A 21512-nucleotide genomic window follows, 5' to 3' on the forward strand; every position below is an offset into this window, starting at 1 on the left:
TAAAACCATGAAAACATTCATTTTAATACTTGCAATAAGCCTTTTGGTCACAGGTTGTCAAAAAGACGGTAGCCCTTCAAATGGAGTACCCGTTACATATGATTTAAATTTTGAACTTTTAAAAATGGACGGAAGTGTTTATGAAGATGGGGAGGTCGAAATATCAAATAATCCTTTTGGAATGAGCGCAATAGGAAATAATCAATTTATATGGGAGGATATGGGAAAACTTGCCTTGGAATCGCAAACTGGCAACGGGGTTTTATTTGGTATAAAATGTGGTGGCACCGCTTCTTGCGACTCAGATTATCTGCCATTGGAGTTTGCGTCCGGTGCGGAAGGGCGGGATATTGACGAAAATGAAACTTGGGTAAAAGATAAATATTGGTTATTGCGGTACCCAAATGAGGATATAGATACGCTAAAAATCCACGATGTGCGAACCAAAAGCCCTGATAGCAGAACATTTACATTTTATATAAATGAACAGCAATTTAATGTTATAGAAGGATTAAGCCAATATTACATAACCATTCAAAAATAATTTTTGAATTTAAAAAATGCAATATCAAAACCTTTCAGCCGCAGTGTTGGGAGGTTTTATACATTAATCAAGCAAACTCAAAATCCCCAAACACTTCCAAAACCTCATCAAAAGCATCAAAAACCGAGGCGGAATCATCACTGGTTACCATTTTCATTCGGTATTCCTTAAAGTTGGGTATTCCCTTAAAATAGTTGGTATAATGGCGGCGGGTCTCAAAAACCCCCAACTGTTCCCCTTTCCAGTCAATTGCCATTTGCAAATGCCTTTTGGCAGCATAAACGCGTTCTGCCATTGTTGGCGGGGCAGCGTGCTCCCCAGTTTTAAAGTAATGTTTCACTTCCTTAAAAAACCATGGATATCCGATGCTCGCACGACCAATCATAGCTCCGTCCAGCCCATATGTATCACGCATTTCCATTGCTTTTTCGGGCGTATCCACATCACCATTGCCAAAGATTGGAATGTGCATTCGTGGGTTGTTTTTTACTTCAGCAATAGGCTTCCAATCCGCTTCACCTTTATACATTTGCGCGCGCGTACGGCCGTGGATGGAAAGGGCTTGGCAGCCTACATCCTGTAAACGCTCAGCAACTTCAACAATTTTTATGGAATCATGGTCCCAGCCCAAACGTGTTTTTACGGTAATAGGAAGTTTGGTGTGCTTTACCATTGCCTCGGTTAGGCTTACCATTAGGTCAATATCTTTCAGAATTCCCGCGCCGGCTCCTTTTGAAACCACTTTTTTCACGGGACAGCCAAAGTTGATGTCGATCATATCTGGGCCGCTGGCTTCCACTATTTCCACACTTTTGAGCATGGAATCCAGCACGGCACCAAAAATCTGGATTCCCACGGGACGTTCCTTTTCGTAGATGTCCAGTTTCATCACGCTTTTTGCGGCGTCGCGAATAAGCCCTTCAGAAGAAATAAATTCAGTAAAGACCACATCGGCACCCTGTTCCTTACACAGCGCGCGGAACGGTGGGTCACTCACATCTTCCATGGGCGCTAAAAGCAACGGAAAATCGGGCAATTGTATATCTGCTATTTTTGGCAATTCCTTTTTATTTTTGAAATGCAAAAGTAGTAAATATCAATAATATATGGATTTCTTGAAAATTAATTGCCCTGAAGTCTGTTTCCTTCATCCGTTTGGATTTGCTTGTTGTTATCGCGAAGTCGGGCATTTCCAAAATTATATCTGAATCCAATCCTGAAAAGTCTATTTTCGGCATCAACTAAAAAGCGATTGTCCTGATTGTAATATTGCGCTACTGAGGCCACATCATCCAGCGTATTAAAAATATCATCCACACCCACGGTCAAACTTGCGCGCTTGTCCCAAAATTCTTTTCTGAAAGAAATGTTTATGGAACTTTGGTTTTTAAAATATCTGTTCCCGGTTACGAAATTTGAAATATACATACCTGAAAGATCAGCAGTAAATGAGCGGTCTTTTGAAAGCGCAAAATTGCTCGCCATTTGTAAGTACTGCCCAAACGTATCATTTTTATAACTTTCTTGGGAGCTTTCCAAGGCACTAAATTCATTTGCCAAGTAATAGGTGGAAGTTGCTATTTGAAACCACCACCATTTGTAGAGAGAATCGTAAAAAAGTATGTCGAAACTATATTGATATTCTTTAATCAAATTGGCATCAACGGTGCGCAAAATACTATTTTCATTATCCTGAAAAGTTAAAAGTCCGAGCGCATTGTCTATATTTTCATAGTAAAGGCTGAAAAACCATTTGCTTTTATAGTCGTAGCTCAGCGTAATTCTGTCAGTTATTGCTGGCTGTAGATTAGGGTTTCCACCAAAAAAATTATTTTCTGTGATAAAATATCGAAACGGATTCAAACTTTGGTAACGCGGGCGCGTTATGCTACGATTGTAACTCAAGCCAAGTCCATTATTTTCATTAAAATTATGATAAATAGATGCAGATGGAAAAAGCCAAAAATATTGCTGTGTATTTACTTCACCCAAAACACGCGAAAAGGCATCAATATCTGTATACTCCCCGCGAAGTCCCGCGATTACTGTCCATTTTTCCCACTCCTTTTCATAATTTATATACTCTGCATAGACGTTTTCTTTGTAATTAAAATCGTCTGAAAGTAAATTATTGAATGAAGTCACGTTACTGTCTACATCAAAAAAATCGAGTTTGCTGTCGGTATCAATATTGCTGAATTTCAATCCTGACTCAAGCGTTCCGCCCCAAAGTGGTACTGAAATATCTGCTTGGCTAGTAAAGATATTGCTCTGTTGATGAGATTCAGTGTAAAAACTATTGTTTCGCAAAAATGTATTATCCGGTAAAAAATAATCTGTGATAACATTCTGGTTTTGATTGTGATTGTAATAAATATAATTCGCAGCAGCGGTAAATTGTGCGCCTTCATTTCCCAATTGCCTTGTATAATCTAAATTAAAAGTTAGATTTTCCTTATTGAAAATAACATCGCTCAACGTTGTAAACACCGAATCCAGCTGGCGTTGCGGATTGTAAATGGAAGCAAAACCAGTATTGTCGAAAGTAACTTCAGGGGAAATAGAAATATTTGAAGTAAAACTCAGCGAATTTTTTTCATCCAGCGTAAAATCCATAACCACATTTGCATTATGGTTTTCAGAATTTGTGGTACGGTTAAAATCTGTTTCCCAAATGGATTTTGTTGAAACCTCATCAACTTCAAAAAATCGGATATAATTGAAATCAGATTTATATTCCTTTTTTGTGTTATAATTATAGCTTCCGTAGAGATTCAGCCAATTGTTTTTATAGAAATGTGAGGTCCCAAAATTATATTTTGGATAAACTCCCTGCGTAAAAGTTGAATTTACCGAACCTTTATAGCCAATTGAAATCGCTTTAGAAGTCACAATATTGAGAACCGTTCCCGAATCCGCGTCAAATTTTGCAGATGGATTCGTAATCACTTCAATGGATTTAATATTGGCGGCATCGGTATTTTCCAAAAGGGAAACTATTTCACTTTGCGATAAATACACGCGTTTTCCATTGATGTAAACCGTTGGTGATGAAAATTTAATTTGAATGCCTTCACCCACTACCACTATGCCGGGCGTTTTCTTCAACAAATCCATGGTATTGCCCACGGAAAGTGAAGTGTTTTCAACATTAAAGACCAGTTTTCCAACCGTTTTTTTTATGGTTGGCAATTTTGCGGTAACCACGGTCTCGTCGAGCGCTTGGGTGTTTTCTTTCAAAATTAAATCACCCAAATCCAAATTTCCTGCAACCACAATCGGCGCATTCAACGTATCAAACCCCAGATAACTTATGGAATATTTGTAGTTTCCGCTAGGGACTTTTTCTATTGAGAATGTACCATCATCAGCGGTGGAAACCCCCTTTAAAGGAGTTTCGGAATCTTCCTTATACAATAAAATATTTGCAAATGAAATAGGGTTACGGTTGGAATCCGTAATTCTCCCTCCAATGGTAAAATCTTGCGCTATACCCCAAGAAGCCTGGAGCGCAAAAAGAAAAAATAAAATTCCTTTCATAGACAACACGACGTATTAATGGCTAAGCCATGAACATATTATGGGGAGAAAATTTTGTAGTAATTGGTTTACAATCCCTACCTTACAAATATGTTAATAAAATTTTTATTAAAATCTTTCTTGCTCAAGTTTTTTGAACACTTTTTTTATTTGGTTTAAAAATCGTTGTTTTAAATCTATATTTGCAGCTTATACAGAGGAGAACGATATATATGAAGAATATTCGAAATTTTTGCATCATCGCGCACATTGATCATGGTAAGAGTACGCTGGCGGACAGACTTTTGGACGCCACAGGAACCGTTACCGATCGTGAAAAGCAGGACCAATTGCTTGATAGCATGGACCTGGAACGCGAGCGCGGCATTACCATAAAAAGCCACGCCATACAGATGGATTATGTGCACAATGGCGAAAAATATATATTGAATCTTATCGACACTCCCGGCCACGTAGACTTTTCATATGAAGTGTCACGCTCCATCGCTGCCTGTGAAGGGGCATTGTTGATTGTGGATGCTGCGCAAAGCATTCAAGCGCAGACCATTTCAAATTTGTATTTGGCCCTTGAAAATGATTTGGAAATTATTCCCGTATTGAATAAAGTTGATCTTCCCTCCGCGAATCCCGAGGAAGTAACGGATGATATTGTGGATCTTTTGGGTTGCAAACCCGAAGAAGTAATTCCCGCTAGTGCCAAAACTGGCTTGGGAATAAACGAAATCTTGACGGCAATTATTGAAAGAATTCCGCCGCCAAAGGGAAATCCCGAAGAATCCTTACAGGCATTGATATTTGATTCTGTATTTAATCCCTTTAGAGGTGTTGAAACCTATTTCCGGGTTTTGAATGGGGAAATAAAAAAAGGACAACACATAAAATTCATGGCTACCGGGAAAAGTTATTATGCTGATGAAGTGGGAACCCTGAAATTGAAACAACAGCCCAAGGATGTTATAAAAACGGGAGATGTTGGATACTTAATTACCGGCATAAAAGAAGCAAAAGAAGTAAAAGTGGGAGATACCATTACAGATTCCAAAAACCCAACAGTCAATATGATTGAAGGATTTGAGGATGTAAAACCAATGGTCTTTGCAGGAATTTATCCCGTGGATACTGAAGATTACGAAGAATTGAGAAACTCAATGGAGAAGCTTCAATTGAATGATGCTTCATTAGTTTTTGCTCCCGAGAGTTCTGCGGCACTGGGGTTTGGTTTCCGCTGTGGTTTTTTGGGAATGCTCCATTTGGAAATTATTCAAGAAAGACTGGAACGTGAATTTGACATGACGGTCATCACAACCGTTCCTAACGTGTCGTATCACGCTTATACTAACAAAGAGCCGGAAGTTGCGGTTTTGGTTAACAACCCATCAGATCTTCCGGATCCATCAAAATTGAACCGCGTTGAAGAACCGTATATCAAGGCTACCATTATAACAAAGTCAGATTTTGTTGGTTCTGTGATGTCACTTTGTATTGAAAAAAGAGGTGAAATCACCAACCAAACTTATTTAACCACAGAGCGCGTGGAACTAACATTTGATATGCCTTTGGCAGAAATTGTATTCGATTTTTATGATCGATTGAAAACGGTTTCCAAGGGTTATGCTTCTTTCGATTACTCTCCAATTGGAATGCGCACCTCCCATCTTGTTAAAGTAGATGTATTATTGAACGGAAATACGGTTGATGCGCTTTCGGCATTATTGCACCGTGACAATGCCTACGATATTGGCAAAAAAATGTGTGAGAAATTGAGAGAATTGATTCCGCGGCAACAGTTCGATATTCCTATCCAAGCAGCCATAGGCGCCAAGATTATCGCCCGCGAAACGGTGAAGGCCTTAAGAAAGGATGTTACCGCAAAATGTTATGGTGGTGATATTTCGCGTAAGCGAAAACTTCTTGAGAAACAGAAAAAAGGTAAAAAACGAATGCGCCAGGTAGGTAATGTTGAAATTCCGCAGGAAGCGTTTATGGCCGTTTTAAAACTTAATGACTAAAAAGAAAAAAGCCCCGAAATATCGGGGCTTATTTATGAAATCTTAGTTGCAATCCAAATCGTCAAGCTGTGCTTGTAATGTTGCTTCCTGCCCACCAGCACAGTCATTATCGATAAATGCTTGTAAAGAAGCTCTGAAAGCGTTGCAATTTTCAACAGAAGTATCATTGGTATATGCTTCAAAAGCTGCAAGATAATCTCTTGATAAATCTTCGCAACTTCTCCCGCTATCATCATCACTGCTGCAAGAGGTTGTAAATGCCAATCCAAGGATTAGGGCGCTAAAAAATAATTTTTTCATTTTGTTGTTTTTTTACGTTGAGGCGCAAATATGAAAAAACATTATAATGTAGGCAATATTATTTTAAGAAAAATTTAAGAAAAGATTCAGTTGTCACAAGAAACTCCAGTTTCAATAAGATTGTAAATGTATATATCATATTGAACACCAGTGTTTTCACCATTAACAGATGCGGTTCCATTAGATTCCTCGCAGAGTTCGAAATTTGCGGTGACTTCTGAAGAGCAGGTGGTACAGCTTCGGCCATCATCATTGTTGCAGGATAGAATTAGACTTAAAACCGCAAAAAAGAAAAGTTTTTTCATATTGTAATCTTCTTCAGAAGAAACGTTTTCCCTTTAACTATTAGTATCACCAGTCTGGGGATTTTCAGTTTCCTGAACTCGCGTAGCATCAATAAGGTCTTCAAAATCCATAGGTTTTCCCAAATAAATTAGTGCGCTTCCCTTATCTACTTCGAGTTCGGTTGGTGAATTTAAAAGATCCAAAACTCCGTTTCCTTTCTTTAAAAATAACGGAATAGCCTCTTCATATTTGCCGATAACACGCAATAAACTTACGAGTTTGCCTTTAGTATCCACGGGAATTTCCTGTATGCTCGGAAATTTTTTCGCTACTTCTGTGAATTTTGTAAAATCATGCGTATTGGAAAAAAGTTCCTTTGCAGAAAGATTTTCCCGGTCGTTTATTTCATCTGAAGTCATAAGCCTGAAAGTTCCGTTTTCCCCGAATATGTCGCCAAACATTTCAATGGCCTGTTTGTTTATTTCATCATTGCCAGTCATGGCGAGCAAATAGCCAACATCATTCAATTCAATATTTGACGTTAGGTCATCCGCATAGATATTTGCACTGAAAGCTTCAAGGCCCAGTTCTTTTGCCCTGTCAACATTCATTCTGTTGGAATCTATCAAAACTACGTGCCTGTTATTTTTTTCAAGATACGTTCCAATTATACGTGAAACTTTTGATGCGCCCACGATAAGTATACCTTCAGATTTTTTTAGAAATACGCCTAGTAACGATGCCATATATCGTGCGGTTGTAGCATTCAATAAAACAGTAACCAATACAACGGCAAATACGAGGGGTGTAATATATTCAGCTCCTGGCTCGCCTTTTAGCACTAGTTTTGTACCAAATAACGAAGCTATACCTGCAGCAACAATTCCTCGTGGGCCCACCCAGCTTATAAAAAACTTTTCATTGGTTTGCAGCGAAGATTTATAAGTGCTTAAAAATACCCCAACAGGCCTTAAAACGAAGATAATTATCGCCATAAGTATGGCTGTTTTCCAATTGTAAACCAGCAATAAATCTTCAACGCGAATATTTGCTGCCAGTAAAATGAATAAAATTGAAATCAAAAGAACGCTCAGCGATTCCTTAAAATAGAGCAATTCCTTTAGGCTCGGCAAATCACTGTTTCCCAAAAACATTCCCATAACCACTACAGACAATAAACCAGATTCGTGCGCAAATACGTCGCTTTCCACGAAAATAAGCAGCACTACCGAAAGTGAAACTACGTTCAAAAGATAATGGGGAATCAATTTCTTTTTGATGGCAAAATAAAGGGCATAACCCCCTGAAATACCAAAAGCAAAACCTATTAGTACAATTTTTCCGAATTCAATTAGTGCTTGTTTGGTATAACCGCTGTCGTCCTCAACGCTAATAAATTCAAAAACAAGAACCGCTACAAGCGCACCAATGGGGTCAATCAAAATTCCTTCCCATTTCAATACCGCCGAAACATCTTTTTTAAGCGGAATGTTTCTCAAAATGGGTGAGATAACCGTGGGCCCGGTTACTATAATTAGCGCGGCAAACAAAAAAGATATTTTCCAGCTGAGCCCAAAAACGTAATAGGCTGCAACTCCAGCGCCTATAAAGGTTATGGCCGAGCCCAGACTTATTAATTTTACAATTACGGAACCTACTTTTTTTATTTCGCCCCTTCGCAATGTGAGGCCTCCTTCAAAAAGAATTATCCCAATGGCAAGTGATACAAAATAAAATAAATTTTCACCCGGAAATAGGCCTCTTTCATCAGTGTAGATTGGCTGGATCCATTGGCTTCCATCTTCTGAAATTAGAGTGGAGATAGGGCCTACGAACAATCCAATTAAAATAAGAGGTAAAATTGCGGGAATCTTGAACTTCCAAGCGACCCATTGGGCCAATATTCCTAAAATAATAATTCCAGCAAGCTCAAGCATTTGGTTAAGTTTTCCGCTAAATTAAACATATTCAATAGCCGTAAATTACTAAGAATTTGTTAAAAATACTATAATAAATGTTTTATCCCCGAAGTTGTCTGTAACGCTTTCGTTATTTTGCGGACTCATTCTTCAAAATTTATATGAATTTATTCCCAATTGAAGCCGGTAATTTTAAATTAGATGGTGGTGCTATGTTTGGCGTGGTGCCAAAAACCTTGTGGAACAAAACCAACCCCGCGGACGGAAATAACATGATCGATATTGCCGCACGATGCCTTTTAATTGAAAATGGAGATCGGTTGACGTTGATTGACACTGGGATGGGCAACAAACAAAGCGAAAAATTTTTCAGCTATTATTACAAGTGGGGCGATTTCAATATCGATGAATCTTTAAAAAAGCACGGATTTCACAGGGATGATATTACCGATGTTTTTATGACGCACCTCCATTTTGACCATTGTGGCGGGAGTGTTCAGTGGAATAAGGATAGAACTGGGTACGAGCCAGCCTTTAAAAATGCATATTTCTGGACAAACAAAGATCACTGGAAATGGGCGACTGAACCAAACAGAAGGGAAAAAGCATCCTTTCTCGAAGAAAATTTGTTGCCAATGAAGGAAAGTGGGCAGCTCAAATTCATCCACGAACCTTCCTCAGATTTTTCTGAAGCTGAACAAATGGATTTTGGAATTCTGTTTGTAGATGGCCACACGGACAAACAAATGATTCCGCATATAAAATATAAAGATAAAACATTGGTTTTTATGGCAGATTTGCTGCCGACAGCAGGCCATTTACCGCTTCCTTTCGTAATGGGTTATGACACGCGCCCACTGCTTACACTTCCTGAAAAGGAAAAATTTTTGGACAAAGCAGCAGAAAATAATTATTACCTCTTTTTGGAACACGATGCCCACAATCCCATAATTACTGTTAAAAATACTGAGAAAGGTGTTCGGTTAAACGAAACTTTTTCACTTACTGAATTTTTTTAATTAAACACATATTGTATAAAAATGAAAACCATTAAGCACACAATTTTTGCGGTTGCAGCTGCGGCCGCGTTGGCAAGCTGCGGCAGTAGCGCACCGGCAATTACCGCAACTCCTATTGAAAATATCGCTTCCGTAACCAGCAAAAAAGCTGAATTGACTGAGGCCCAATTGAAAAATTGGCCGGCCATGGATCTGGTTACAGATACCGTTCCCGGAATGAGTGTTGAAAAGGCCTACAACGAAATCATCAAAAACCGAAAGGGCGAAACCGTAATCGTGGGGGTTATTGACAGCGGCGTGGATATTGACCATGAGGATTTAAAAAGTGTATTATGGACGAATCCGAATGAAATTGCTGGAAATGGTATCGATGATGATAAAAATGGATATGTAGATGACGTGCACGGCTGGAATTTCCTAGGCGATATCACCGGTGAAAATATGGAATTTGTTCGGTACATTAGAACTTTGGGGCCTAAGTACGAAGGCAAAGATGAATCTTCCATTAGTGCGGCAGATAGAAAGGAATTTGCAATCTTCCAAAAAGCAAAAGCGGAATACGATACAGAATTTGCTGAAACAAATGCAGGTAAACAACGTTACGAGCAAATTTTAGAACAATTGGTTCCGGCTCATGAGAATATTTCCAAAAAATTAGGGAAAGAGGATTACACTCAGGAGGATCTTCAGAATATTTCAAATCCTTCAGCTGAAGAGCAACAACAAATTGCAATGTTGAGCCAAATGCTGAATTTCGACAAAACCGTTCCTTCTGTGGTTAAGCAATTGCAAGGTGGTGTAAAATATTTCAACGGAAGGTTAGATACCCACTTTAATACTACTACAGATTTTAGAAGCGTTTTGGGTGACGATCCAAATGATATCAAGGATGCATATTATGGCAATAACGAAGTTTATGGTCCAGACCCAACACGTGACAACGTAAAACACGGAACCCACGTGGCTGGTATCATTGCCGCACAACGAAGTAATGGTATTGGAATGGACGGTGTTGCGAACAATGTGCAAATTATGACCGTGCGCGCAGTACCAGATGGTGATGAGTACGATAAGGACATTGCACTTGCCATACGTTATGCGGTAGATAACGGCGCAAAAGTGCTTAACACGAGTTTCGGAAAATATTATTCACCCCACGCAGATTGGGTTTATGATGCCATTAAATATGCTGCCAAAAAAGATGTTTTGATTGTAAATGCAGCTGGAAATGATGCTTTGGATCTGGACACGGTTGCTATCTATCCAAATGACCAAATTGACAATTCAGCAGAGATGGCTGATTCTTTCCTAACTGTAGGAGCTTTAAACTATAGTTATGGAAGTGATTTGGTTGCAAGTTTTTCAAACTACGGAAAAATAAATGTGGACGTTTTCGCGCCAGGTGTTAAAATCTACGCTACTACTCCTTTAAGCACGTATGAATATTTACAGGGTACCTCTATGGCTTCTCCAGAAGTAGCTGGAATTGCAGCAATGATTCGTTCATATTATCCAAAACTTTCAGCAAAACAGGTTAAGAAAATTATTATGGATAGCGGTATTGCCGTAAACAAACAAGTGGCACTGGGCGGAGAAGATTCAAATACCAAATCATTTAGTGAGATTTCGGCTTCGGGAAAAATAGCGAATCTTTACAATGCCTTAATTATGGCTGATAAAATGTCTAGATAATGAAACATATTTTCAGCGCACTACTTTTCTCGATTGGGTTTCTTGGCCTGGCCCAAAATAATCATGCCTACTGGCAACAGGAGGTGGATTATAAAATGAATATTGAAATGGACGTTAAAAAATTTCAATATAAAGGGAAACAGGAATTGAAATACACTAACAATTCGCCCGATACACTTACAAAGGTGTACTATCATCTGTATTTCAATGCCTTCCAACCCAATAGCGAAATGGATGTGCGCTCAAGAACCATCGCTGACCCGGATGGCCGTGTGGGCGATAGAATTTCAAAATTGACTCCTTCGGAAATTGGGTATATAAAACCCACAGTATTTACCCAAGACGGAAGTCCAGCAAAATATGAGATTGTTGGTACGGTAATGCAGGTGATTCTTAATAAACCTATTTTGCCGGGAACGAGCACGGTTTTCAAAATGGATTGGGATGCCCAAGTTCCTCTGCAAATACGTCGCTCTGGAAGAAATAATGAAGAAGGGGTTGCATTGACCATGACGCAATGGTACCCAAAATTGGCTGAATATGATTTTGAAGGTTGGCACGCAGACCCATACATAGGCAGAGAATTTTATGGCGTTTGGGGAGATTTTGATGTTACCATCACCATTGATGAAAAATTTACAATTGGAGGAACTGGTTATCTGCAAAATCCTGCGGAAGTTGGCCACGGTTACCAAATGTCAAACCAAAAAACCATGAAGCCCGTGAAAGGAAAGTACACTTGGCATTTTTTAGCGCCAGATGTACACGATTTTGCGTGGGCTGCAGATCCTGATTTTGTACACGATACATTTGATGGTCCTAATGGCGTAAAGCTCCATTTTTTCTATAAGGATGACAGTGAACTAGCTGAAAACTGGAAAAAATTGCAGCCAAAAACAGCCGAGATAATGCAGTTTTTCAATGAAAATGTTGGTGTATATCCGTATGAGCAATATTCAGTAATTCAAGGCGGCGATGGCGGAATGGAATATGCTATGTGCACCATGATTACTGGCAAGCGTGAATTTGAAAGCCTTGTTGGCGTAACGGCTCACGAGTTGGCCCATTCTTGGTTTCAGTTTGTCCTAGCCACAAATGAAAGCAAGCACGAATGGATGGATGAAGGATTCACCTCGTTCATTTCAGATGAAGCGATGAATGCCGTAATGGAGAAGACAAATCCAAACCCACATTCGGGTTCGTATCGCGGATATATGTTTATGGCCACAAGCGGTCAAGAACAGCCGTTGACCACACACGCGGATAGATATGCCACAAACCGAAGCTACGGAATCAATGCCTATAGCAAGGGTGCGGTATTTTTAACGCAGTTGGGTTACGTTATTGGCCCCGAAAATCTTTCAAAAACGCTGAAACGTTATTATTCAGATTTTAAATTCAAGCATCCCACTCCCAATGATTTTATTCGCACCGCCGAAAAAATTTCAGGGTTCGAGCTGGATTGGTATTTAATGGATTTTACGCAGACCACAAATACTATAGATTACGGAATAAAAAGTGTTGAAAACGACGGAAAAAACACGAAAGTAACTTTGGAAAGAATTGGACTAATGCCAATGCCAATAGACCTTTACGTAAGTTATGAGGATGGTACCCAAGAATTATTCTACATCCCGTTGCGGATGATGTGGGGAGAAAAACCAAATCCATTTACAGAATTGAACCGAACTGTTTTGGAGAACTGGGCTTGGGCTTACCCTACCTATACATTTGAAATTTCAAACGGAAAAAAAGTAAAAAATATGATGATTGACGCTACCAATAGATTGGCAGATATCAATCCAGAAAATAACATTTACGAGAAAAAATAATTTCTATTCCTTTTTTAAATGAAACCCTGCAGCTATATTTCTGCGGGGTCTTTTTATATTTACCTTGTGAACCAAAATTTTCCAAAAAGAGAAAAGCTAAAAAGTTCAAAAACAATTGAAAGACTGTTTTTGCAAGGAAAACAACATTCACAATTTCCCATCAAAGTATTTTTCATTGTTGAAGAAAAAGAAGAAGTTTCCCAAGCAGCATTTGCTGTCCCAAAACGAAATTTTAAATCTGCCGTAGACCGAAATCGCGTAAAAAGACTATTGCGCGAAGCTTACCGACATAACAAGCAACCAATTGTCGAAATTAACGGCAAGAAATTTGTAATGCTCTTTCTTTTTTTAGGAAAAATTAAACCGCAGTACGCACAGCTTGAAAAAGCAATGGTGAAACTGCTAAAAAAATTAAGGGATGAAAATAATTAGCGTATTGTTTCTGGTTTTTTTGATGGGCTGTTCCAATGGCAATTCTAATAAAAGTAAGGAACTGGCTGAAGTGCAAATGTCTCCACCGCCATCTGCCGAAGTAAATTCAATTAATGATGAAACGGTGGTTCGCAACGAGCAAAAAGTGATAAAAACCGCCCATCTTAATTTTGAAGTTTCAGATGTAAGTGCTACCCAAAAAAAAATACTTCAGCTGGCCAATGAGTACAAAGGCTTTGTGCAGAGCGACAATACCGGAAAGGAATACAGCCGCGTATTTCAAACTATGGTTATTCGTGTTCCGTCTGAAAATTTTCAGCCATTTTTGGATAATGTTTCCAAAGCCGTGGAATATTTTGACCAAAAGGAAATATCAAGACAGGATGTTTCTGAAGAATTTGTTGATCTGGAAGCGAGATTGAGCGCCAAGCGGGAACTTGAAAAGCGTTATTTGGAATTGCTGAAGCAAGCTAAAAATGTAAAGGAAATGCTGGAGATTGAACGCGAACTTTCAATAATCCGGGAAGAAATAGAGGCCAAACAAGGCCGCCTGCAATTTCTACAGAATCAGGTTTCGCTCAGTACCATTAATCTACATTTTTATAAAACCACAGCAGATACGGGAGTTACACAATCGTATGGGCAGAAAATGAAAAATGCCTTTTTTGGCGGCTGGAACGGCATATCCGTTTTCTTTTTGGGCATGCTATACCTTTGGCCATTGTTTCTCTTGGCATCACTTGTTTTTTTATTTCTTCGTATATTTCTAAAAAAGAGAAAGAAGAAGCACTAATATATCATAACTGAGATCTTTTCGGTTAGAAAAAAATTCAAAAAAATGAAAAAAAGAATTCTCATTCCCATTTTAGCCGTAGGTATTTTATTGACTACGGTAAGTTTCAAAAGTGATTTTTTTGAAATAGCAAAACAGATTGAAATATTTACCACGCTTTATAAAGAGTTGAATATGAATTACGTGGACGAGGTAACGCCCGCAACTTTAATGGACAAGGCTATTACCGGAATGCTGGAAGATCTGGATCCGTACACCGTTTATTGGAACGAGCAGGAAGTGGAAGATGCCAAAATCAACAATAGCGGAATTTACACGGGAATAGGCGCCACCGCCCAAAGCAAAAAAGATAAAATCATTATCGTAGAACCGTATAAAGATTATCCCGCAGACAAGGCCGGCCTAAAAGCGGGTGATGAAATTATAAAGATTGGAGCAATCTCACTGAAGGATTTTGATGATGATGCGGGCGAACTTCTTAAGGGCGCTCCAGGCTCCACAGTAGATGTTACGTACGTTAGGCAGGGAAAAACAGCAACTACTACAATTACGCGGAATGCCGTAGAACTAAAAGCTGTCCCCTACTACAAACTTATGGATGGCAATGTGGGGTACATTGTACTTTCCCAGTTTAATAGAAAAACAACACAGGAAACCAAAGCTGCATTGGTTGATTTGAAAAACCAGGGTGCTTCTAAAATAATTTTGGATCTGCGAGGAAATCCTGGTGGACTTCTCAATGAAGCGATAAATGTGGTCAATCTTTTTGTTCCGAAGGGTGAAGTGATTACAACTACAAAATCTGTTGTTGAAAAGTACAACCAAACATACAAAACACAAAGTGAGCCCGTGGATATTGAAATTCCGCTTGTAGTACTTGTAAATGGAAGAAGTGCCTCGGCTAGTGAAATTGTTTCCGGAGGCTTGCAGGATCTGGACCGCGCGGTAATTGTGGGCGCGCGTAGTTTTGGAAAAGGGCTGGTACAACGCCCAAAAAAATTGACCTATGGAACACAGCTCAAGGTTACCATTTCACGCTATTACACGCCTAGCGGGCGTTGCATTCAAGCGCTTGATTACTGGCACAGGGATGAAAATGGTGATCCCGTTCGAAAAGATGCAAAAGAATACAATGAATTCAAAACAAAAGGCGGAAGAACCGTGTATGACGGCGGCGGAATTTTACCCGATGTACAACTGGAATCTGCCGTTTATAGCCCAATTACCACAGCTCTTTTAAAGGATAACGCCATTTTTGATTACGCCACAAAATATTATTACAGTCACCAATTGAGCGATTATAATAATTTCAAATTTACGGATGCCGATTTCAAGGATTTTATGAAGTTTTTAAAAGAAAACAATTTTGAATATGAAACCGAAACCGAAAAGAAGTTTGCAGAAGGTTTACGTCTTTCTGAAGACGATGATTTAAATAAAGAAATTTCGGCGAGCTATGGCCAACTTATGGCTGCAATAGACACCGCAAAAGACAAAGCAGTTTTGGAAAAAAAGATAGAAATAGAATCGTTATTGACTGATGAAATACTGAAAAGATATTTCTACCGAGAGGGATTATACAATTATCAAATCACCCACAACCCAGAGATTTTGGAAGCTGTAGCTGTTCTAAATGATGTTGGACGCTATAATAAGATTTTAAAGCGATAATCCTATATTTCAAAATAAATCAGTGAGTTACAAAAATTCTAAACTAGGATTAACATAAGGTTAACTGCCTGTTTATCAATATTTTCCTATATTAGCAATTATGGTACAAGTTGATAAACAAGAAAATGAAACGATTCTAAAAGAATCTGTGGCCTATTTAGAGAGCCGGGGTTTTGAACACATTCAGGCCGATGTGGAAGGTTATGAAACTCCAAAATCCTATCATAAAAAAGATAGCGATGTGGTAATTACCCCAGATATTGTCGCAGAACGTTCGGGAATTAAGCACTATTTTGAAATTAGTTTAAAATCCTCAAAACCCAGATTATTGAAATCAAAGTGGCAATTTTTAGATACACTTACCCGAATGCGAAACCAACGTTTTAAAATTATAACTCGAAGGGGGCATTACAAATTTACTGATGAAATGTTGAGAGATTTAAATCTAGAGAAAAATCTCATTAAACTCTAATCATGGCGATGTGGGGAATACCGTCCTCCATATAGCGGTCCCCTACGGTTTTGAAGCCGTGGCTTTCGTAAAAAATTACTAAATAAGTTTGAGCCGATATCTTTATTTTATCGGCTTTTACTTTGGTTTTAATTGCCTGAATCGAAGCTTTCGTAATTTCGTGTCCATAACCTAATTTTCTATAATTTTCACGAACCAAAACGCGGCCGATGGATGCATCCTCAAAATAATCGCCCGGATGAAAACAGCGTGCGTAAGCTACCAAAATATCATCTTCCCATCCCAAAATATGAATGGCTTTTACATCTTTTCCATCCACATCCTGATATACGCAATCTTGTTCCACCACAAAAACTTCGCTTCGCAATTGTAGCATTTTGTATAAATCGTTTTTTGTTAATTCTTCAAAAGTCTTAATTTCGATTTCCATTTTTTTTTTTGATATTCAATTTGAAAAATTTAATCCTGAACAATGATGTCTTTTGGATCGTCTTTTTGATGTTCGGGTTGTATGGTCACGTGGTTTATTCCGAAATCATGAAAAAGTATCTCTTCCACTTGGGTGAGTACGGCATCAAATTCTGAAAGAGTCAAATCCTTGTAAAAATCTATGTGCGCTTCTAAATGTGTTTCCTCTTCATTCAATTGCCAAATATGCATATGGTGCACATTCTTGATTTCCGGAATTTTGCAAATAGCTTCATTTACTATTTCCAAACTTAAATCGTCTGGCGTGAAAAGCATCAAAACCTTGAAGGATTTTTTCAACAAATCATACCCAACAACCAATAAATATAAAGCTATTAAAACAGTTAAAAGGCTATCTATCCAAAACCATTCAAAATATTTCATCAAAAAACCACCTATTAAAACTGCTACCGAGGCCGCCATATCTGTAAATAGGTGAAGATATGCGGAGCGCATATTCATATTTGTTTTTGATTCCTTAAAAAGAAGCAAAACACTGAAGCCGTTAAATAATATTCCAAGCAGCGCAAGCCAGATAACCAATTCACTTTCAATTTTCTGCGGATTTGTAAATCGAAGAATTGCTTCGTAAATGAGATAGACAGCTACAATTAACAACGTAGCCGAATTGACAAAAGCCGCAATTATTTCGGCGCGTTTATATCCAAAAGTTTTGGTTACCGAAGCGTCCTTTTTTGAATATTTATCTGCAATATAACTTACGATGAGCGATAGGACGTCGCTGAAGTTGTGAAGCGCATCGGAAAGTAGCGAAAGACTCCCGGAAATTAACCCACCAATTACCTGTCCCACGGTTATACCAATGTTTAACAGGATGGAAAGTAATAATTTTTTTCCTTTTAAATCTGGATGTGAATGGTCGTGGGGATGTGCGTGGTTGTGCGCCATTTGGTGTTATGAACAGGTAATTTTTTCAACTCTATTTTGGTGGCGTCCTCCTTCAAATTCGGTATTCAAAAAAGTTTTCACCATCTCTAAAGCTTGCTGTTTACTTGTGTAGCGGGCAGGGATGCTTAAAATATTGGCATCATTATGCTGGCGTGCGAGTTCGGTAATTTCCTTGGTCCAGCATAGCGCAGAACGTACTTTCTGGTGTTTGTTTGCCGTCATGTTCGCTCCGTTCCCGCTTCCGCAGATTATAATTCCCAAATCCGCCTTTTGGTTTTCAACATCTTCGGCGACAGGATGTACAAAATCTGGGTAATCCACACTTGCATCGGTATTGGTTCCATGATTTGCAACCTCGTGCCCTTCCTTTTCAAGATAGGCTACAATCTCCATTTTATATTCTGTTCCGGCGTGGTCATTTCCAATTGAAATTTTCATCTGTATAAATTTTTTACAAAGATAAAGCAAGCCATTTTATAACCTTAAAATTTATCCATTAATTCGCGCCAGCGTTTTTATGTGTTTCAAATTGAAAATCAATTGATAACGTTTTCTTAACGGGTACTTTATTTTTCAGTTAACAACGTTGTTGATATTTGTAAGTTGAAATACAAAAAATAAAATTGGTTACTTGAAATAAAATTTCAATAGCCATTTATTTTTTCAGCATCAAAATTTTTAACCCATTTTTTAATGCTGATTTGTGAGCAATATTTTTAGGTTTGCTAACACATTTTTTGAAATTATTTATTCAAAAATGGTTTTGTAAATAGGTTATCCACCATTGTTAATTACAAAAGCTAAATCCTTGTTTTCTACCAAAATTATATCTTAAAATTGTGTTAATAACCTCTTATTAAAAGACCATAAATTAATATCAAAACAAAATTTAAAAAAGTTATTCCAGCTATTAACAAGCTATCATCATAACAATTTTTATTTTTAAAAATTTCAAAAAAGAAATGATTTATATAATAGATGTTGATAACGATAATTTTGGGATGAATATGTGAAGGAATTGTGGTCCTAAACAATTTTAAGGTTGGAACTGTTCCCAAACTGTTTGATAATTTCCTCCGCCTGTTCCCAGTCATCCTTGTGGACTTGCAGTTTAATACCGCCCACGGCGTTTGAATAGAATGGAAATACGCTGACCATAGTTTCATTCAAAAAAACATAACGTATTTCTGCTTGGTCAAAAAGAAGGCGAAGCACGGCATATTCAGCCGGAAAAGTGAAAATTGCTATGGTCTTGAAATGTTCCATTTTAAAAAGAAATGCGCTTTGTACAAGGTACTAAATGTTTGTAAATCATTCTAAGTGATTGCTAGATAAATAGTACATTTACCACAATTAGCCAATAACTATGCCCAGACGTAAAAAGAAGAAAAAACAAAATATAGAAAATCTTTCCCAAACCATACTTGAAATTCTTCGGAAAGACCATTCACAAGCCTATACTTACAAGCAAATTGCCTCAAAACTTAATCTTGACAATCCCAGTAGCCGAAACCATATAATAAAAAAATTGAAGGATTTACAGGGCAAAGGAACCATCAAGGAAATAGAGCGCGGTAAATATATAATTACCCCATCCCAAAATTACTATACCGGAAAGGTGGATATCGCAGGCCGCGGTCAAGGTTACATAATAGTTGAAGATCTTGAGGATGATATTTATGTGAAAAATAAAAACCTGAACAAAGCCCTTAACGGAGATATTGTTGAAGTTTACGTTTTCAAACGAAAAAGAGGCGGTAAGAGTGAAGGTGAGGTAACACAGATACTGGAACGAAAGAGAACAGAGTTTGTTGGCACCATTCAAGTGCAGGAAAATTTTGCTTTCGTGGAGGTTTCGGATCATAAAATGTATACGGATATTTTTGTTCCGAAGAATAAAATTAACGGAGCGAAAAATGGCGAAAAGGTTTTGGTGGCAATGGAAGATTGGCCGGAAAGAGCAGATTCTCCCTACGGAAATGTGTTAAAATCGCTTGGGATGCCGGGCGAGCACAATACCGAAATTCATTCCATATTGGCGCAATATGGCTTGCCCTATGATTTTCCGAAGGAAGTGGAAGATTTTGCAAATAAACTGGATACTTCCATTAAAGATTCTGAAATAAAAAACCGAAGGGATATGCGCGAGGTATTGACCTTCACTATCGATCCTCGGGATGCAAAAGATTTTGACGATGCGCTTTCCTTTGAAAAACTTGAAAATGGAAACTACGAAATAGGAATTCACATTGCAGACGTTTCGCATTATGTGAAGCCCGGCAACGAGCTGGATGATGAAGCTTACGAGCGTGCCACATCAGTCTATTTGGTGGATAGGGTAGTACCAATGCTTCCAGAAATTCTTTCAAACAATGCGTGTTCCCTTCGGCCGAATGAAGAAAAATATACTTTTTCAGCCGTTTTTGAGATTAATAAGAAAGCCGAAGTTTTAAAAAAATGGTTTGGCAGAACCGTTATTTACAGTGATGCACGCTTTGCCTACGAAGAGGCGCAACATATCATTGAAAATCCTTCAGAGGAAACCCACATAATTCCTGCAAAAACTTCTATTACAAATAAAAAACGCGAGGTTGATAATTCTATAGCTGATGCAATTTTGGAAATGGACAGATTGGCAAAAATTCTTCGTCAAAAAAGAATGCGTGCCGGTGCCATAAGTTTCGATAAAGTAGAGGTGAAATTTGTCCTGGACGAACAAAACAATCCGGAAGGAGTTTATTTTAAGGAAAGCAAGGATGCCAATAAACTCATTGAGGAATTTATGCTTTTGGCAAACCGAAGCGTTGCGGAATTTATTGGAAAACAGGAACCAAAGAAAACCTTTGTATACCGCGTGCACGATGAGCCAGATGATGAAAAAATTGCGGCGCTGGAAAATATTATCAAGCGTTTTGGTTATAAAATGAATACCAAGGACAAACATTCCACAGCCAATTCCCTCAACAAATTATTGAAGGACGTACAAGGAAAAAAAGAACAAAATTTAATTGATACGCTAGCCATACGCAGTATGAGCAAGGCAGTTTATACCACGCATAATATTGGCCATTATGGATTGGCATTCGATTATTATACGCATTTTACGTCGCCCATTAGAAGATATCCAGATGTTATGGTCCATCGGCTTTTACAGCATTATTTGGATAACGGAAAATCTGCAAAGGAGGAGGAATATGAAGAGAAATGTAGCCACAGTAGCGATATGGAAAACCTGGCCGCAAATGCCGAACGCGACAGTGTAAAGTATATGCAAATAAAGTATATGATGGATCACGAGGAAAAAAATTTCCTTGGCGTTATTTCAGGTGTTACGGATTGGGGAATCTATGTGGAAATTATTTCAAATAAATGCGAAGGAATGGTGCGGTTACAGGATTTAAAGGATGATCATTACGAGTTTGATAGGGATGAGTTTGCGGCAATCGGGAAAAAATCCAAAAATGTTTATAGGCTTGGGGATGAAGTTTATGTAAGTGTGAAAAATGCGGATTTGGTAAAAAAACATTTAGATTTCAATATGTTGGGACACCGAAGTGAAGTCAATCCAAAAAAATTATAACTTTTATTTCATCTGCATAACTTTTCTGCCAAAAGGTTAAGGAAACT

The 21512-nt window shown here is 38.3% G+C and carries 19 protein-coding genes; 10 read left to right on the top strand and 9 right to left on the bottom strand.

Translation table 11 applies throughout. From position 1 onward, the window contains the following. Window positions 1–7: 7 nt before the first annotated feature. Window positions 8–544 carry a hypothetical protein gene (locus KIV10_RS02860; protein ID WP_214111971.1) on the top strand — a complete coding sequence of 179 codons (537 nt, stop codon included), beginning with the start codon at window positions 8–10 and terminating at the stop codon, window positions 542–544. 67 nt (window positions 545–611) lie between these two features. On the opposite strand, the gene dusB is transcribed toward KIV10_RS02860, so the two are convergent. Together dusB and KIV10_RS02870 are read right to left on the bottom strand one after the other, a co-directional pair. After that, a complete protein-coding gene (dusB, locus tag KIV10_RS02865; RefSeq protein WP_214111972.1) occupies window positions 612–1604 on the bottom strand; it encodes a tRNA dihydrouridine synthase DusB in 993 nt (330 codons plus the stop codon). A gap of 62 nt (window positions 1605–1666) precedes the next feature. Next, window positions 1667–4084, bottom strand: coding sequence for a TonB-dependent receptor domain-containing protein (locus KIV10_RS02870; RefSeq protein WP_214111973.1), 2418 nt, complete (start codon window positions 4082–4084; stop codon window positions 1667–1669). Between the two features lie 212 nt (window positions 4085–4296). Between KIV10_RS02870 and lepA the strand changes: the two genes are divergently transcribed. Continuing rightward, window positions 4297–6093 carry a translation elongation factor 4 gene (lepA, locus tag KIV10_RS02875; RefSeq protein ID WP_214111974.1) on the top strand — a complete coding sequence of 599 codons (1797 nt, stop codon included), beginning with the start codon at window positions 4297–4299 and terminating at the stop codon, window positions 6091–6093. A gap of 42 nt (window positions 6094–6135) precedes the next feature. Here lepA and KIV10_RS02880 read toward each other — a convergent pair whose 3' ends face one another. The 3 genes from KIV10_RS02880 to KIV10_RS02890 form a co-directional block, all read right to left on the bottom strand. Next, window positions 6136–6393, bottom strand: a complete 258-nt coding sequence (locus tag KIV10_RS02880; RefSeq protein WP_214111975.1) for a hypothetical protein — start codon at window positions 6391–6393, stop codon at window positions 6136–6138. Between the two features lie 86 nt (window positions 6394–6479). Next, complete coding sequence (locus tag KIV10_RS02885) at window positions 6480–6698, bottom strand: hypothetical protein (RefSeq protein ID WP_214111976.1); 219 nt, start codon at window positions 6696–6698, stop codon at window positions 6480–6482. A 33-nt stretch (window positions 6699–6731) separates the two neighbouring features. Continuing rightward, window positions 6732–8615, bottom strand: coding sequence for a cation:proton antiporter (locus tag KIV10_RS02890; protein WP_214111977.1), 1884 nt, complete (start codon window positions 8613–8615; stop codon window positions 6732–6734). A gap of 143 nt (window positions 8616–8758) precedes the next feature. Between KIV10_RS02890 and KIV10_RS02895 the strand changes: the two genes are divergently transcribed. The 7 genes from KIV10_RS02895 (at window position 8759) to KIV10_RS02925 (ending at window position 16508) form a co-directional block, all read left to right on the top strand. Further along, window positions 8759–9616, top strand: a complete 858-nt coding sequence (locus KIV10_RS02895; protein ID WP_214111978.1) for an MBL fold metallo-hydrolase — start codon at window positions 8759–8761, stop codon at window positions 9614–9616. 21 nt (window positions 9617–9637) lie between these two features. Continuing rightward, on the top strand, window positions 9638–11308 hold the full coding sequence (locus KIV10_RS02900) for a S8 family peptidase (RefSeq protein ID WP_214111979.1): 1671 nt from the start codon (window positions 9638–9640) through the stop codon (window positions 11306–11308). After that, window positions 11308–13140, top strand: coding sequence for a M1 family metallopeptidase (locus KIV10_RS02905; protein WP_214111980.1), 1833 nt, complete (start codon window positions 11308–11310; stop codon window positions 13138–13140). Before KIV10_RS02900 ends, KIV10_RS02905 begins: the two co-directional genes overlap by 1 nt. A gap of 129 nt (window positions 13141–13269) precedes the next feature. After that, window positions 13270–13572 (top strand): ribonuclease P protein component, encoded by a 303-nt coding sequence (gene rnpA, locus KIV10_RS02910; RefSeq protein WP_246516162.1) that lies wholly within the window; start codon window positions 13270–13272, stop codon window positions 13570–13572. Next, window positions 13559–14365 carry a DUF4349 domain-containing protein gene (locus KIV10_RS02915; protein WP_214111982.1) on the top strand — a complete coding sequence of 269 codons (807 nt, stop codon included), beginning with the start codon at window positions 13559–13561 and terminating at the stop codon, window positions 14363–14365. The genes rnpA and KIV10_RS02915 overlap by 14 nt, the downstream gene beginning before the upstream one ends. Window positions 14366–14410: 45 nt before the next feature. Then, window positions 14411–16036: a S41 family peptidase gene (locus KIV10_RS02920; RefSeq protein WP_214111983.1), complete on the top strand. Its 1626-nt coding sequence runs from the start codon at window positions 14411–14413 to the stop codon at window positions 16034–16036. A gap of 100 nt (window positions 16037–16136) precedes the next feature. Then, window positions 16137–16508: a hypothetical protein gene (locus KIV10_RS02925; protein WP_214111984.1), complete on the top strand. Its 372-nt coding sequence runs from the start codon at window positions 16137–16139 to the stop codon at window positions 16506–16508. On the opposite strand, the gene KIV10_RS02930 is transcribed toward KIV10_RS02925, so the two are convergent. The 4 genes from KIV10_RS02930 to KIV10_RS02945 form a co-directional block, all read right to left on the bottom strand. Continuing rightward, window positions 16498–16938, bottom strand: a complete 441-nt coding sequence (locus KIV10_RS02930) for a GNAT family N-acetyltransferase (protein WP_214111985.1) — start codon at window positions 16936–16938, stop codon at window positions 16498–16500. The genes KIV10_RS02925 and KIV10_RS02930 overlap by 11 nt on opposite strands. Before the next feature lie 29 nt (window positions 16939–16967). Next, window positions 16968–17885, bottom strand: coding sequence for a cation diffusion facilitator family transporter (locus tag KIV10_RS02935; protein WP_214111986.1), 918 nt, complete (start codon window positions 17883–17885; stop codon window positions 16968–16970). 6 nt (window positions 17886–17891) lie between these two features. After that, entirely contained in the window at window positions 17892–18323 is a 432-nt protein-coding gene (rpiB, locus tag KIV10_RS02940) for a ribose 5-phosphate isomerase B (RefSeq protein WP_214111987.1), read from the bottom strand. A 588-nt stretch (window positions 18324–18911) separates the two neighbouring features. Next, on the bottom strand, window positions 18912–19151 hold the full coding sequence (locus tag KIV10_RS02945; protein ID WP_214111988.1) for a putative signal transducing protein: 240 nt from the start codon (window positions 19149–19151) through the stop codon (window positions 18912–18914). A 100-nt stretch (window positions 19152–19251) separates the two neighbouring features. Here KIV10_RS02945 and rnr point away from each other — a divergent pair, with 100 nt between their 5' ends. Continuing rightward, window positions 19252–21465 (top strand): ribonuclease R, encoded by a 2214-nt coding sequence (gene rnr, locus KIV10_RS02950; protein WP_214111989.1) that lies wholly within the window; start codon window positions 19252–19254, stop codon window positions 21463–21465. Window positions 21466–21512 lie beyond the last annotated feature (47 nt).

Source organism: Aequorivita echinoideorum (assembly GCF_018476645.1).
Lineage (GTDB): Bacteria > Bacteroidota > Bacteroidia > Flavobacteriales > Flavobacteriaceae > Aequorivita > Aequorivita echinoideorum.